Source organism: Aporhodopirellula rubra (assembly GCF_014192335.1).
GTDB lineage: Bacteria > Planctomycetota > Planctomycetia > Pirellulales > Pirellulaceae > Rhodopirellula > Rhodopirellula rubra.
In genome coordinates this window covers 133,783-149,826 of the sequence record NZ_JACHXU010000020.1, presented here as the reverse complement: position 1 = coordinate 149,826, position 16,044 = coordinate 133,783, and the positions used below count along the sequence as shown (strand labels likewise).

The following is a 16,044-nucleotide window of genomic DNA, read 5'->3' as shown; positions in this document are numbered from 1 at the left end:
AGGAGGAGGTCCACCGTCTGGTGACGTTGGCTGCATCAAGACATAGGAAGGGTTAGATTCCAACAAAGGGGACGGGGACTAGGAGGGCGTGTTGGCGGATCCAGGTGTCGACTCCGTCCCAGCTTGTGTACTGACTCGCGAAGAGAACGAGCAGATAGACGATCACGATCGAGGGTGCGATTAAGAAACGCACGCTCACTCTCGAGAAAACATTCCACCATCGTCGAGCCCGCTCGGATCGCGATTCGTCCGATCTCGTTGCCCCTGAACTGAAGTCAACCGGCGACGCACTCGACGCGGTTTCGTCACCTAGGGGTTCCGCTGCAACGGTTTGTGCTTGCGACTGAGCATCCAGCCTCCGGCAACGCCGCATCGCCAAACCGGTGGCGATCCGGGCGGGCAGCATGAACGCGACAAAGACGAGGCACGGCAACCACGCGATCTCCTGCGGCGTCGCTTCGACTTTGAGCAGGTACAACGGGATAGGTAGCAAGACGAGCGTCACCAACATTGCGGCAGCGTAGCTCCACGGGGCCGAGCGAATTTCGCGACGAACCCGACGCCAATGGAAGATCGCACGAAAATCATTTTCGGCGGCAAAGTGGGCCTGCAACATCGGCAACGTTAACATCACGTAGCCGAGTGCAAGGAACGCAATCGCACCGACCAGCCCCGCGGCCGCTTGGTTGCCTTCCCGGGTCACGTTCATGATCATCATCGCGGGGAACAACCAAATCAAAGTGCCGATCGCACCGCGAACGCCGAGCCAGAACAGCATGGGCAACTTCAAGGAGACGACGAATCCCCAAAGACGATCCGAGACGTCGGACCAGAGCCTCGGTCGCCACGCTTCCCGAAGAAAACGCACCGGTTCGGGCCATAGGAAATGTCGCAGTCGACCGCCACGGGCCCACGCCCACCAAAGGTAAACCGTTGCCGACATCGAGAAGACGATCGCGACCACGCGCAGTGTCGTCGCCGAGGTGGAATCGGGCTCGATGATTGCGGCGACCGATTCCCAGTGCACGAGTAGCCGGATCGGTAACGAAGCCAGACCGAGGGAGCCGAGCACAATGCCGATCCGCCCCGCTTTCGCGAGCCCCGGGACGCTCTCGCGAACGGTTCGACCGCTCGTCAGACGCCCGGCCACCATCAACAGGTAACCGAGCACGGTCAACTGCAGCAGAGGGATCGCGGTCACGACAGCCAACAGCAAAACCAAGCTGGCCAAGCACCACAGATTCCATGTCGATGCAACCGACCACGACCAAACCCGTCGAAGTAGATGACTCTTTGTCGCAGGCATCACCGGGGACGACAGCACGGATCCCAATTTCGAATCGGAATCAACGAGAGGTGCGTTCAAGCCTTCGTGCTCGAGTGCCGTGCTGACCAAGCTCATCGTGCTGCTTTGGAGATCAAGGATGACGTTCGGATTTCGTTTTCGGGACGCTCGCGTGCGTCCGACTGCGGGAACACCGCGTTTGCGGTAGTCCTTTCAATGTATCTCAAGGCGTTCGCGTTTCCGTGCGTTCGCGTTTCTATTTGTTCGCCGCTCATTTTTGTTCGCCGCTCATTTGCCGGGGATGGGGCATGCCCCAGGGATGCGTAATGGCCTGTTTTTTCATCACACGCGGCTTTATTGATAACACTCGCCCGGTTTCCTCATGGTGGCGTCCGAAATGATGCCACCGACTGAAAAAATTGCCACGGTGGCATCGTCTCGAGCTCGCCGACAGACGGGTTTCGGGCCTAGCCGGCGAATGCGTTTGAGGCACGTGCTTCGCTGTACTGACGAGTTATTCGCCTCCCTGGGGAGGATATTGGCAATCGTTCAACTTTTCCGTTTCAAAGGTCGATACATGCTCTGATGGGCACCCGAGTTTACCGATTACGCGGTTTCTCGACATTGCCTAGCTTTCTCGGGATGTTCAGGCAACGCATAGCCTTGCGGCTAAAAAACCGGAGCATTCGTTCCAATCCGATCATTGACGGGATTCGGTACGAACGAAAGTAACCTTAGAATACGCACCATCGAACTCACGACTTTTCCCTTCCACGTTTTCGCAAAACGCCATGACGCCGCACGTTCATCTCTGCTTGGTTCTGCACAATCACCAGCCGATCGGCAACTTCGACGGCGTTTTTGAGCAGTCCTATAAAGATAGCTATCTGCCGTTCCTCGAGGTGTTCGAACCGTACGAGTCGCTGCAGATTTCATTGCACACGTCCGGTCCACTGATGATGTGGTTGGCCGAACGTCATCCCGAGTATCTCGACCGCGTCCGATTGCTCGTCGAAGCCGGCCGGATCGAAATCGTCGGTGGCCCACAATACGAGCCAATCCTGACGATGCTGCCGAGTCGCGACCGGGTCGGTCAGATCCAATCGTACAGTCGTTGGTTGCAGCGCAACGTTGGCGTCACCCCGGGCGGCATGTGGACACCGGAGCGGGTTTGGGAATCTGGCCTCACGACGGATGTTGTTGACGCGGGCATCCACTACACGGTGCTCGATGACTATCACTTCAAAGCCGCCGGGATGAAGGACGAGGACCTCACGAGTTACTACCTCGTCGAGGACCAAGGCCGATTGCTGCGGATTTTCCCCGGTAGTGAACACTTGCGTTACACGATTCCGTTCCGGCCTGCGGATGAAACGATCTCCTATCTTCACGACGTTGCCCATCGTCATCCCGGCGCGGTGATGACGTTCGGTGACGACGGGGAGAAGTTCGGTACGTGGCCGGACACCAAAGTCCACGTTTATGATGAAGGCTGGTTGCGTTCGTTCTTCGACGCGTTAACCGAAAACCAAGAGTGGCTGCACACGGTGACGATGGCCGAAGCGATTCGCCGTGTTCCTGCCGCCGGGAAAGCCTACCTGCCGGATTGCAGTTACCGTGAAATGACTGAATGGTCGCTGCCCGTTGAAGCCCAAGAGACGCTCGAAGACGTCACCCATGCTCTCGAAAAGAGTTCCGAGTGGCCACGGTTGGAAACCTTCGTTCGCGGCGGTTTCTGGCGTAACTTCAAAACGAAGTACGAAGAAACTAACGAGATGTACGCTCGCATGATGTACGTCAGCGATCGTTTGGCTAAAGCGGAAGAAGCCGGGCTCGATGCTGGTGTGCTCGCCGAAGCCCGCGATCATCTCTATCGCGGCCAATGCAACTGCCCATATTGGCACGGTGCGTTCGGCGGAATCTATTTGCCACACCTTCGCAACGCGATCTACGAACACTTGATCGCCGCCGACACGATCTTGGCGCAAGTCGAAGGGACCGCCAACGTTGCAACCGCGACAGCCGCCGACTACGACTTTGACGGTCAACAAGAAGTCCGTTTGTCAAACGACCAAATGGTGTTGTGGCTCGACCCAGCCTGCGGTGGCCGGATGTATGAGTGGGACCTTCGCGAGATTAAACACAACCTGCTCGCAACGTTGCAACGACGACCGGAAGCTTATCACCGCAAGGTGTTGGCGGGCCCAGGTTCGGGCGACGGAGACGTGGCCAGCATTCATGATCGCGTCGTGTTCAAGCAAGAGGGACTCGACGAGTGCGTGCAGTACGACCGTTTTCCTCGCAAGAGCCTGATGGATCACTTCTATGACAACGAAGCGACCCTCGAGTCGGTGATGTCGGGCGATTCACTCGAACGAGGTGACTTCGTCGACCTGCCGTTCGAAGCCAAGTTGCGTCGCGGCGGTGACCGCGTGCAGGCGCAGATGCGACGCGACGGCAATGCATGGGGGATTCCGATCACGATCACGAAAGCGGTCACGATCTGCCAAGACAGCGATACGATGTCGGTGGCATACCTGCTGGAGAATCTTCCACCAGGCCAACCGCTGCACTTCGCAATCGAATGGAACTTTGCGGGACTGCCGTCCGGAGCCGACGACCGCTATTTCAGCGACGTTGATGGGAACCAACTCGGACAATTCGGTGAGAAAATCGATTTGAGTGACGCCCGAGGGCTATCACTCTCGGACCGCTGGCTCGATGTCGACGTGGATCTGAAATGCGATCGTGATAGTGGCATTTGGGCGTTTCCGATCCAAACGGTCAGCCAAAGCGAAGCGGGTTTTGAACTCGTGCACCAGAGCGTTTGCGTGATGCCTCACTGGATCGTGCAAGCGGACGCCGAAGGCCGATGGGCGGTGCGGATCGATGTCACGACTCGTTGTGGCAAATCTGAAGAACCGGCCACGCACCGAATGTTTGCTGAGCAAACGAACAACTAATCCCGCGTCCCGTTGTCGCGGAGTGACCGATCGCTTTGCTGACACGGAACGTGGAAATGTGCCTCGCCATGTTTCCTGGATGATCATGCCCTTCTAGAGAAATTGTTTCTCGCGAAATCATGCCTTTCAGGATCATGGACCACCATCAAGACGACGGTGGATGCATGTGCGACGAGGATCGTCCCTAACTCCTAACAGAGAAACCGCGAGTGACCGCAAAGCTTCGATTGGTGATGCCGGATTCCGAACCCTCCCGCCGCCTGCGTGCTGGCGTGAGGCTGGACAAGTACCGCTTGGTCCGACGACTCGGCGAAGGCGGCTTTGCCGTCGTCTTTCAGGCACACGATACGATCGAAGACCGGTCGGTCGCGCTGAAGGTTCCGGACCTTTCGTCCGAGACGTTGCATCAATCGTATGACGATGTCCAGCGTGAGGTTCGCATCATGGCCGGGCTGTCTCACCCGAACGTGTTGCCACTCAAAGACGCACGTTACATCGATGGCCAATTCGTGATGGTCTTTCCTCTCGGCGAAGAGAGTTTGAATGACCGATTGTCGCGCCGCATGGCTCGATCAACGACCGTGGAATACATCCGGCAAATGACCGCTGCGGTGGCCCACGCTCACGAGAACAAGGTTCTGCACCGGGACATCAAACCGGAAAATTTCATCCTGTTCCCCGGCAACCGAATTTGCTTGACCGATTTCGGATTGGCTCGTAACCAAACGCGTCGCCACCGAGTGTCCGCGTCCGGCACGCTCGGTTACATCGCACCGGAACAGGCGATGGGCAAACCGACCTTGCGCAGCGACGTGTTTGCACTCGGGTTGATCGCGTACCGGATGTTGGCAGGTGTCCTGCCGGAATACCCGTTCGAGCCGCCGTTGCCGTCTTACGCCAAGTTCCGTAAAGGGTTGCATCAGGACTTCGTCGATTGGGTCCGCAAATCGATCGATCCGACGCCGAGCAAACGGTTCCGTGACGGCGTCGCGATGCACAACGCGCTGACCCGGATTCGCAACATCATCACGGACAAAACCACGTCCACCAAATCAGCCCGTCGCTCAACCCGCCGCGCCGCCTAGCGTTCCGCCGCAGCGTCGCGTTTCAGTGCGAGAGCAGTTTCTCAATAATATGACGCCAGATTTCAGGAACCTGATTTCAGGTGAGTTCGGCTATTGGTGCCGGACGCTCCATCCTTTGAAAACAATAGCAGCAGCCGGCTCTCATCGGCTCATTCGGTTTCGCCAATCGCTGGCAATGTAATCCGGATCGTTGTTCCTCGGCCGATCCGTGTGTCGACTTCGATGGAGCCTCCGATCGCTTCGATGTTAGTCTTCGCGATATCCATCCCGATACCTCGCCCGCTGACCTCCGTCACCGCATGTGCCGTCGAGATTCCGGGCAGGAAGATCAGGTTACACGCCTCCGTGTCGGTCAACGTATCGGCGATGCCTGGCGTCACCACACCTTTCTCGACTGCACGTGATTTCACCGCGACGGGATCGATCCCTCGACCGTCGTCGGTCACTTCAACGATGAGTTTTTCTTCACGACGGTACGACCGCAGCGACACGGTTCCCGCTCTCGACTTACCCGCCGCAGCACGCTCCGATGGCGGTTCCAAACCGTGGTCGCAGGCGTTGCGAACTAAATGCATCAGCGGGTCGGAGATCGCATCCACGACGAGGCTGTCGGCTTCGACGTCGTCGCAGTCAATCTCCGACAGGATCTCTTTGTCGAGCGTGACGCAAAGGTCACGGATGAAGCGTGGGAATCGCGAAAGCAGTTGGGCGATTTTTTGTTGGCGAGCTTCGCGAATCGAGTCGCGTAACTCGGCGCTCACGCGATCGAGGTTAGCGATGATTGGCTCGAGCACACCGCGGTCAGCATTCTCGGGAAACTGCCCCGCGTCGAGGTCGGTTGAGTCGGCGTTCTTCATCAACAGATGCAGCAACTGATCGCGATTGCGAATGAGCTCTTCTGCGACGCGTCCCATTCGATCGAGCGTTTCAATGGAAACACGCACCGAGGTGGCCGGCGGAGCAATCGAACCGTGCGGTTGGCGGGCGTGAATTGTCGACGCCTCGCTCTCGCTGCTGTGCTGCGCTGAAGACGTAGGCAGCGGGGAAGGTTTCTGATTGGCGAGCACGCTATCGATTTGCAATTGAATTTGATCGATCGAGTCGCCGACGCGATCATTGTTGAATTCGCCGTGTGTCACGTCCGGTTTCCGGCGAACGGTCTCGTGTCCTTTCGGCGGCGGTGTCTTGGGCTGGGCGGCCGAACCTCGCAACGTGTCCGGCCCTTGAGTGAACGACCGCGTCTGGCATTGAGTGATCTCCTTGATGTGCTCGTCGAGCCGGCGGCAGATCGCGGTCGCATCGGCATCCGCCCCTGTTTCGACGCAGTCGACCATCACGCCCAGGCGATCAACTGCGGAGAGTATCGTGTTGACGGTCGCTGCGTCCACCGATTGGCCGCCGTTGCGCGTTTTCGTCAGCAAGTCTTCGACTCGATGCGACACCGCGACCATATCACCGAGTTTCAAAAAACAGGCCGCCCCTTTGAGCGAATGGATCGCGCGCAGCGCATCGTCGATCAAGTCGACATCGATCGGTGCATCGGGGGTCTCTGATGTCTCGATCTGGAGCACGCGTGTTTCGAGAGTCCGCAGGTGCAGACGCGCCTCATCGACGAAGACCGCAATCAATTCCGGGGTGTCCAACGTTCAGCTCTTCCGATGCAATGGAGTCACCGACCGAGGTGCGGCCGGTTATGATAATTTCGCGTGTTGGCATTCTGGACAGCTCTCGCGCATGGGAGATGCCGTCAACGTGTTGTGCCGCTCACGCTGTCGGATCTCATTGCCGGAGTCGAACTGTGCAGCACGAGTGTGTGACAGAGTTGCGCGACCGAGACCGGGGATAGAAGTACTTAACGTATAAAAGCGAACCTCACGCGGTTGTTCGCCGAAGAGTCCTCGGTCGGGCAGTTGATATTTGCTTCGCGACCGGAATATTGCGAAATACCGTTAGGGTCGAATCCGTGGTGGCTGCCGCGTCTGACCGGGGGCCACTACTTCTTTTTCTTCCACCCGCCCTGCGGAACGATTTTGATCGCGTTGTCGGGGACTTCCGCTTCGTCGTCCGGCGTTGTCGTGGGGCTCAATCTTGTCAGAAAGAAGTTCCGATATCGGACCTCCATCGCCGGGCCGACATGGACCTGGGCACCGATTTTCCCTGACAACCTTCGTCCCTTCGGATCGAGGTCGAGATGGTCCGCCGTGAGCGTATCGTCGATCCAGTGCTGATGATGGTTGCCTCGAACGACCACCCGGTATCGATGCCATTGCTCGGCGGGGAACACGGGCGGCGGTGAAGTCGCATCGGGCAGCACCCACCCTTGGCCCGATGCGTCCGTAATGACGCTCTCGCCGGTGTGGCACAGGATCCGTCGACCGCGTTCCTCGTAGAGCATGCCGTTGTACTTCGGCACCTTGGCAACGACGTCGCATTGGTATCCCGTCATGACGTCTGGGCCGATCTCGTCGAGCACTTCGCTGCGATATTGCAATCCGCTGTTTCCGGATTCACTCACCCAGACGTCGACATTGAGTTCAAAATCTTGGACAGGTGGAGTTTTCGAAACGATGAAACGGTTCTGCTTGAGCGATCCGTCCGCGGTGCCAATCAGGACTCCGTCTTCGACACGCCAATCGGCGAGCGAACCGGTCCACCCCGCCGCCAAGTCGTTGGTAATCAGCGACTCACTGCCCCCGGGCACCTCGCCGACGGCGGTATCGGTGGCCGAATCAACCTGCGGCACCTGCGAGTAGGCACAGGGAAGGTTGAATGCCGCCGTAAACATGATTTCGGCAGCGAACAAAATCGCGAGAGACGGCGTCAGCAATACATCAATTTTCATCGGGTTGCCGGTTGGGATCGGAGGGCAGTGGGGCAGGAATTTCCCGCAAAATAGCACATCGCTGACTCCCGCACCGCATCGCCCCCTTTCGCAACTCGCCCATGGCGCGATAATCCTCACCGAGATCGCACCATTGTGGTGTCCCCCATCATTCACTCCCACTGACAGAAGACTATGCCTGGAACAGAACGACGCCGAGAAATCGCCCGCCTTCGTGCCCGCCGTAAAAAGACCGCCAAATTGCTCAGCCGAGCCAAAGCCGGAACGATCGACAAAGCAGAAGCCGCACGCAAGCTCCGCCGAATGACTCCCGGTGCGGACTTCATTATCAAGCGTGAAGGCCTCGCCTAAACGGTTCTGAATCAGCCTTCACCGGCGGCTACGCCGGTGTTGAGAGCGATGGACGTGTTCGCCCGGAATTCTTTTTTTTCGGCGAACCATCGGCGAGTGTCTGGCGTAGGCACGAGCCAAAAAACCTTTGCGGATTTTCTCCGCTGATTTCCCATTTCCCCATGCATTTCGGATTTTGACTCGATGGCAGAACCTGCAAGCCAAACCGATTCGGCCGCAATCGAGCTTTCCAAAAAATCGTCTTCGGATTCGCGTTCGGCCGAAACGACGATGATTGAAGCCGTCGGGCTTAGCAAATTCTACGGACCATTCGCGGCCGCCCGAGACGTCTCGTTTTCGGTCAAGAAGGGCGAACTGGTCGCGTTCCTCGGCCCCAACGGTGCCGGCAAGAGCACGACGATGAAGATGCTCACCGGTTACATCGCGCCGAGCGAAGGCCACGCGAAGATCGCCGGCCACAATATGATGGACGACCGGATCGCGGGCAGCCATCGGCTCGGTTACTTGCCCGAAAACGGACCGCTGTATCCCGAGATGACCCCTCTGGGCATGCTCGAATTCTTCGCCGACGCTCGCGGTTTGGCGGGCTCGAAGAAGAAAGACCAAATCGACAAGGTCATCGACATCTGTGACCTCAGTTCGGTGATCTACAAACCGATCAGCAAACTGTCGAAAGGTTTCAAGCAACGTGTCGGCATGAGTCAGGCTCTGCTGCACGAACCGGACGTGTTGATTCTCGACGAGCCGACCGCCGGATTGGACCCGAACCAGATCCGCGGCGTCCGCCGAACGATGCGTAAACTCAGCGAAACCAAAACGATCCTACTGTCGACGCACATTCTGCAGGAAGTCGAGGCGATGGCGGACCGCGTCATCCTGATTAACGAAGGCCGCAAAGTATACGACGGTGATGTCGAAGGCCTCCGCACAACCGGCCACGGCGACCTGAACGAAGCGTTCCACGAACTCACCGGTCAAAAAGAGGGCTGAGCCATGGGGTGCCGGCGCGATCACCGCTGATCGCGATTGCCCGTGCTCCTCACCCAGGCTCCCGCCCGTCCTCCCCCCTGTCCATCATCCTTTGCCCACACCCAGCTCTTAGTCCATGGCTCTTAACTACGTTTCGATGGCCCTTCTCAGTGTACTGCTCTATGACGCAGTATTCCTGTTGTTGTTGCTCGGCATCGTCCTGCTGTTGGCGGGAACCAAGCGGGCCGCTTTTGCGGTGATGAAACGAAACTTCATCGGCTATTTCAGCAACCCGACGGGCTACGTGTTCCTGTGTATCTTCGTCTTCCTGACGTCGGTCGCTGCGTTTTGGCCTTACGAGTTCTTCAACGCCAATCTCGCCACGCTCGACCAGCTTAACTATTGGTTCCCGATGATCATGCTGGTGTTCATCCCAGCTATCACGATGAGTATTTGGGCGGAAGAAAAACGCCAAGGAACCGACGAATTGTTGCTGACGCTGCCCGCGAGTGACTTCGACATCGTGATCGGTAAGTACATGGCGGCGGCGTCGATTTTCACCGCTTCGCTGCTCTTTAGCCAACTCAGCACGTTCACGACGCTCGCGATTTTGACCGAAGGCTCTTTGGACATCGGCCTGATCTTCACGACCTATCTGGGTTACTGGTTCGTCGGATTGGCCATGATCGCGATCGGCATGATCGCGTCGTTCTTAACCGGTAACCTGACGGTCGGCTTTATCCTCGGTGCCCTCTTCAACGCACCGCTCGCGTTTGCCTCGTTGGCCGAAGCGGTCAGCCCGAGCAAGCAGTTCGCCGAATGGATCCAAGGCAGCGGCATCGCTCGCCCGTTTGATGACTTCGGCCGCGGCGTGATCAGTTCCTCGTCGATCATCTACTTCATGCTGGTCGCCTCGGTGGCGCTGTATGTCTGCATGATCCTGATCGGACGTCGGCACTGGACCGGTGGCAAGGACGGCAACCAAATGGCATGGCACTACGTTGCTCGCGCCGTTGCCATGGTCGTGTTCACCGTTGGCGCCGTGATGCTGTTCCGCAGCCACGAACTCGGTCGCCGCGACATGACCGAAGGCAAGGTCAGCTCGCTGGCTGACGCGACGAAAAACCTGATTCGCAACCTCGATGACGATCGACCGATCGTGATCGACGCGTTCATCAGCAACGAGGTCCCCGAGCTCTACGCACAAACTCGCTACGAACTGATCAACCTGCTCAAGGAGTTCCGAGCCGAAGCGGCCAAGCGAAACCGCACGATCGAAGTCAACATGTATGACGGCATCGATCTGTTCAGTGAAGACGCCGCACTCGCGGCCGAGCGATTCGGCATTGAACCGGTCACCCGCACCTTCCGCGAGAAAGGTGCCTACACACAGAAACAATTGATCCTCGGTGCCGCGTTCCGATCCGGCCTCGAAAAAGTCACCGTGCCGATCTTCGAATACGGTATCCCGGTCGAGTACGAACTCGTTCGCTCGATCAACACCGTCGCCAGCGGTGTGCGGAAACGATTGGGAATCGTCAAGTCCGACGCGAACCTGATGGGTGGCGTTTCGATGGCCGGAATGCAAATGCAACGCATCGACAAACACCCGCTGATCGATGAGCTCGCGAAACAGTACGAAGTCGAAGAGGTCGATCTGACCGCGCCGATTTCGCCTGACATGTTCGACGCGTTGCTCGCCGTGCAGCCTTCCTCGCTGGACCCGCAACAGTTCGACCGCTTGGTCACCGCGATTCAAGCGGGCGTGCCGACGGCAATCTTCGAAGACCCTCGTCCCGTCGGTGCTTCCTACATCACCGCTACCGGTGACCCGAAACAGGCGGGCGGCGGATTCATGGGCATGGGCGGCGGTGGCCCTCAACCCAAAGGCGATATCCGCACCCTGTGGAGTGTTCTGGAACTGAACGTTCCCGGCTCGGCGGCGGCTCAAGGCATGTACGCCCCCGACCTCGCATGGCAACAACACAACCCATACCCGGCACTCGAAGCGGCTAACGAATTGTGGCTGTTCATCGACGAGGCCCTTGCCTCTGAACCGGGCGAATCGCTCAGCGATGACAATCCGATCACGGCCGGACTCAACCAAGTCCTGGCGATCTTCGCTGGGGGCGTGGAAGCCAAAGAAGGCGGCAAACTGAAACACACGTCACTGCTGCAAACCGGCCCTGTGTCAGGAACGCTGGATGCCAATTCGGTTCGCCAAATCCTCAGCGGATCGGCCACGTTGGCTCAGGAAATCCAAGGCATCAACCCTCGCATGCCGATCGCGATGGCGATCGAAGACGGTGCGTCGGATGACGGCGCGCAATCAGGCGGCGATGGCTCCGACGAAGGCGAATCGGAAGACACCGAGAACGCCAACAAGGGCATCAAGGTCGTCTACGTCGCCGACACGGACGTGATCTTGCCAGAGTTCTTGATCATCCGAGCCGATCCGAAGCAAATGGAATTGCGACTGCAATTGCAAAACGTGACCTTTGCACTCAACGCGATTGATTGGTTGACCGGCGACACCAGTTTCATCGACGTCCGGAACCACGAGCTGAACTTCGCCAGCTTGAAGATGATCGACGCGCGGAAAGAGCAGGCCAACAGCCAAGTGCGTAAACGAAGCCGCGAATTCCAAACCGACTTCGACGAAACACTCCGCGTTGCTCAGGAAAAGATCGACACCGAACTGCAATCGTTGCGTGAGGAAGTCGAGAAACTGCAAGAGGAACGCGAAGACGGCGAAGTCCCACAGAGCGTTCTGCAGGAGAAGCTCACCGCGTTCCAGATCAAGCAGGAAAACCAACAGCGGATGCTCGCCGTTCGCCGAGAGCGGATGGAACGTGAACGCGATCAGAAGATCCGCGACGTCCGCCGCGAAGCTGACCAGGACGTTACGGCAATTCAAAACCAAGTCAAAACCTTGGCCGTTGCGTTGCCGTGTTTCCCACCGTTGATTGTCGGAATCATGGTGTTCGCGTCACGACGACTGCGTGAACGTGAAAACATCAGCAAGAGCCGACTGAAGTAGAAATTGCCACGGCGTCGCCGCGTTCACGTCGAACGCGACGATCGCCTGAAACGGCCGTCACGCTCGCAGGGAGCGTGGGCCGATCGCGACCCTTGCGACCTCCACTCATCTGAACTCCCTCAACAAAGACGATCAAAAGTGAACGAAGGACAAAAAACCGGACTGTTCTGTGTGATCGGCGCGGTCATGCTAGCCGTCGGTCTATTCGTTTCATGGCCCGCTTCGGAGCGTGAAGAATTCTCCGTCGCCGCGGGCAAGGAGCTATTCGAGAACTTCAAAGATCCGCTCGCCGCAGCGAGTTTGAAGATGGTTTCCTTCGACGAGGCTCAAGGCCAAGTCGACACGTTCGAGGTCCGACGCGATCGCGAAACCGGCGTGTGGACGATTCCTTCGCGTAAAGGTTATCCGGCCGATGCGGTCGAACAAATGAAGGACGCCGCTAACGCGTTGGTCGGCCTTCAAATTCTCGACGTGCAAACTCGTAACGCCGAAGACCACGAAGCGCTCGGTGTTGTCGAACCCAAGCTTGAAGCCCTTGAGGTTGGTGACGTGGGCGTCGGTCGGCTCGTGACATTCCGCGATGAATCGCAAAAAGACCTCGCGTCGCTGATTATTGGTAACCCCGTCAAAGACGAAGAAGGACGACGTTACGTCCGCAAGCCAGGACAAGACCCGGTCTACGTCGTTGAGCTCGACGAAGCCGCCTTGTCGACCAAATTCCAAGATTGGATCGAAGACGATTTGCTGCAACTCAGCAGCATCGACATTCAATCGATGCGGATCGAAGACTACGCGGCCTCGATGTCATCGCGTGGTTTTTCGATTGATCGCAACTACACCGCCGTGGTCGCCGCCGACGGTAGCGATTGGCGTCTGGAGAAATTGCTCGAATACCCGTCGGACAACCCGCTCGCCGATCCCGTCGAAGCCAAGGTGGATCCGAGCCAAGTCGTCAACAAAGAGAAGCTCAACGACATCAAGAACGCGCTCGATGACCTCAAAATCGTCGACGTCGTCCGCAAACCTGACGGCATGAGTGCTAACCTCCGCGCCGACAAAGATCTGGTGTCGGACAACGAAGCGGTCCAATCGCTCGTCGATCGCGGATTCCTCCCCGTCCAAGCCCGGCCCGACGCTCCCGTCGAAGTCCTTTCGGCCAACGGTGAACTCGACGTGACGTTGAATGACGGTGTCGAGTACGTGCTGCGATTCGGCAACGTTTCGGGACTCAGCGAAGAAGACAGTTCCGAGGACAGCGAGGAAGATTCCGATACGGGCACCGGCGTCAACCGGTATCTGTTGGTGACCGCCCGCGTTGACGAAGAACAATTCCCTGCACCCGAGCTGAAACCGGTTCCGCAAACGATCGAAGAACTCGCCGCAATGCTGGGTGTTGAAGCGAACAAGACGCCCGAAACTGCGGAAGAAGCCAGCGAAGAACCCGCCACCGAAATGAAATCGGAAGAGCCCGCCGAGGCCGAGGAAGCGGACACCTCAAAAGACGACACTGAGGAAGCCGACGCGGCAGAAGAATCCAGCGACGAGCCGGAATCGACCGAGTCGGAAATGAAGGAAGAATCCTCCGCCGAAGAGACTCCCGCGGAAGAAAGCCCCGCAGAAGAAACCGAAGCGGTAGAGGAAACCACTCCGTCCGAAGAACCCGCGACCGAGAACCCACCGGCCGAAGAAGCACCGGAAACACCTGCGAGCGAATCACCAGAAACGCCTAGCAGCGAAGTCGGTGAGGTCGAGGTCGAAGGCAGCGGCGAAGCGACTGGAGCAGGTCAAGGCGATGAGGACGACGCAGTCGCGACGTCGGATGAAGATTCCGACGAAATCGCGTTCGCCGACCTCAGTGACGAGGAAAAACAGGAACGTCTCGAAGCGGAGCAAGAAAAGATTCTCAAGGAGAACACTCGCATGCTCGACGCGAGAAAAGATCGCCTGAACGCCGCGAAACGCCGCGTCGGTGACCTCAACGCTCGTTTCGCTGATTGGTATTACGTGATTCCTGAAACGACCTATCGAGAACTCCGGATCGATCGGTCTGAACTGTTGACTGCCGCGGAAGATGCCAGTGCAACTCCTGGCGCCGGACAGCCCGCAGGCCCAGGATCGGTTGGACCGATGCAGATCCCAGGTCTGAACGCTCCTCGCTGAGTCGAACCGAGTCGGCGGGCCGGATTCCGGCCCGCCGCCGAGCCCGGGCAGGCGAGGGAGCTTGCCGTCGAATCGTATGGCCCTCACCACCGGACGGACTCAACGTGGCACGAAACGAACAGCTCATTCGTCAGCACAAGTTGCTGCAACTGCTCGAGGACTCCCGCTTCGGGCGGACCATCGATGAGTTGAAATACGACCTTGTTGCAGACCTCGGCCTCTCCACGTTGCACGGCCGTACCGTCCGGCGTGACATCGAGGCCTTGCAGGCCGCAGGCTACGACATCCAAAACGAGATGGTCGAACGTGGCAAGGTCTACCGCCTCGGTCGTAACCACACCGCGGTCCATGAGATCGCGTTCTCTGCCACCGAATTGATCGCGTTGGCGATCGGCCGGGAATTGTTGACGCCACTGATGGGGACGCAGTACTGGCAGGGCATCGAGACGTTCTGGAACAAAGTCCAAGAGGCGATTCCCGAAGGCGTCTACGAACACTACCAACGGTACCGAAAGGTGCTCTACGTTTCCGGCACTCCATCAAAGACGTACGCTGCCCACGCGGGAATGCTGAAGACGATCACTCGCTGCATTCTCGAGCACCGGGTCGTCGAGATCGAATATAAATCGGTCGGTCGGCCTTCGAGTCGACGCCAAATCGAACCGTACGCGTTGGCTGTTCATCAAAGCAGCATTTATGTCGTGGCCGCAGCCCCGGAAGTCACCGACGCGTCGGAGCGTCTGCGAAACTGGAAACTCGATCGCTTCAAATTGGCCCGTGTCACGGACGAGTATTTCAAACCCGATCCCAAAGTCGATCTTGCGAAATTCCTTAGCAAGAGCATCGGGATCTTCTCCGGCGAAACATCCACCCAGGTTCAAATCCGACTCGGCCCGCGTTCGGCGTCGTATGTCAAAGAGGACCCATGGCACCCCGACCAAGTTCTCGAGCCAGTCGAACCGGACAAGAACACCCCTGATGAGGTCGACGCCGACGACGACATCTCGGGCACTGATTTCATCCTGACCGTTCCCGCCTCGCATCCACGAGAGCTGTTGCCGAAGGTGCTCGCCCTCGGTGCGGACGCCGAGGTCCTCTCGCCGGCTGAATATCGAGACGCCGTCGCGAACGTCGTTGGAACTCTCGCGGATCGGTACGGCACTCCATAGGGAGTTTTGGAAGACGTCGTGCGATCTTCAGAAGTCGTGGAAGTCGCCTGGATTCAGTCCTGCTGCGAACGCTCGCGACATGTTTTTAAATAAGCCTCTCATTCGCTCGCGGTAACCAATACGCTGGCATCCGGCGCCGTGAAGGCCGCTTACACGCGAGAACACGCCCTTGTCTCGCTC

The 16,044-nt window shown here is 58.1% G+C and carries 10 protein-coding genes; 7 read left to right on the top strand and 3 right to left on the bottom strand.

Annotation, left to right across the window (positions count from 1 at the left end):
- Positions 1-52: 52 nt before the first annotated feature.
- Positions 53-1,402, bottom strand: a complete 1,350-nt coding sequence (locus tag FHS27_RS23145) for a DUF4013 domain-containing protein (protein ID WP_184307455.1) — start codon at positions 1,400-1,402, stop codon at positions 53-55.
- 674 nt (positions 1,403-2,076) lie between these two features.
- Here FHS27_RS23145 and FHS27_RS23140 point away from each other — a divergent pair.
- Both FHS27_RS23140 and FHS27_RS23135 read left to right on the top strand, forming a co-directional pair.
- The gene (locus FHS27_RS23140) at positions 2,077-4,248 is read left to right on the top strand and encodes an alpha-amylase/4-alpha-glucanotransferase domain-containing protein (RefSeq protein ID WP_184307452.1); all 2,172 of its coding nucleotides are present in this window, start codon (positions 2,077-2,079) and stop codon (positions 4,246-4,248) included.
- Between the two features lie 209 nt (positions 4,249-4,457).
- On the top strand, positions 4,458-5,333 hold the full coding sequence (locus tag FHS27_RS23135; protein ID WP_184307450.1) for a serine/threonine-protein kinase: 876 nt from the start codon (positions 4,458-4,460) through the stop codon (positions 5,331-5,333).
- Positions 5,334-5,482: 149 nt separating this feature from the next.
- On the opposite strand, the gene FHS27_RS23130 is transcribed toward FHS27_RS23135, so the two are convergent.
- Complete coding sequence (locus tag FHS27_RS23130) at positions 5,483-6,976, bottom strand: chemotaxis protein CheA (RefSeq protein WP_184307448.1); 1,494 nt, start codon at positions 6,974-6,976, stop codon at positions 5,483-5,485.
- 350 nt (positions 6,977-7,326) lie between these two features.
- Positions 7,327-8,175: a 3-keto-disaccharide hydrolase gene (locus FHS27_RS23125; RefSeq protein WP_246420654.1), complete on the bottom strand. Its 849-nt coding sequence runs from the start codon at positions 8,173-8,175 to the stop codon at positions 7,327-7,329.
- A 174-nt stretch (positions 8,176-8,349) separates the two neighbouring features.
- Here FHS27_RS23125 and FHS27_RS23120 point away from each other — a divergent pair, with 174 nt between their 5' ends.
- The 5 genes from FHS27_RS23120 to FHS27_RS23100 all read left to right on the top strand — a co-directional run bounded on the left by FHS27_RS23120 (position 8,350) and on the right by FHS27_RS23100 (position 15,864).
- Positions 8,350-8,526 (top strand): DUF6800 family protein, encoded by a 177-nt coding sequence (locus FHS27_RS23120; protein WP_009102108.1) that lies wholly within the window; start codon positions 8,350-8,352, stop codon positions 8,524-8,526.
- A gap of 270 nt (positions 8,527-8,796) precedes the next feature.
- A complete protein-coding gene (locus tag FHS27_RS23115; protein WP_144059233.1) occupies positions 8,797-9,516 on the top strand; it encodes an ABC transporter ATP-binding protein in 720 nt (239 codons plus the stop codon).
- Between the two features lie 115 nt (positions 9,517-9,631).
- Complete coding sequence (locus FHS27_RS23110; RefSeq protein ID WP_184307446.1) at positions 9,632-12,535, top strand: Gldg family protein; 2,904 nt, start codon at positions 9,632-9,634, stop codon at positions 12,533-12,535.
- 138 nt (positions 12,536-12,673) lie between these two features.
- Positions 12,674-14,695 (top strand): DUF4340 domain-containing protein, encoded by a 2,022-nt coding sequence (locus FHS27_RS23105; protein ID WP_184307444.1) that lies wholly within the window; start codon positions 12,674-12,676, stop codon positions 14,693-14,695.
- A gap of 104 nt (positions 14,696-14,799) precedes the next feature.
- Positions 14,800-15,864, top strand: a complete 1,065-nt coding sequence (locus tag FHS27_RS23100; protein ID WP_184307442.1) for a helix-turn-helix transcriptional regulator — start codon at positions 14,800-14,802, stop codon at positions 15,862-15,864.
- Positions 15,865-16,044: the final 180 nt, after the last annotated feature.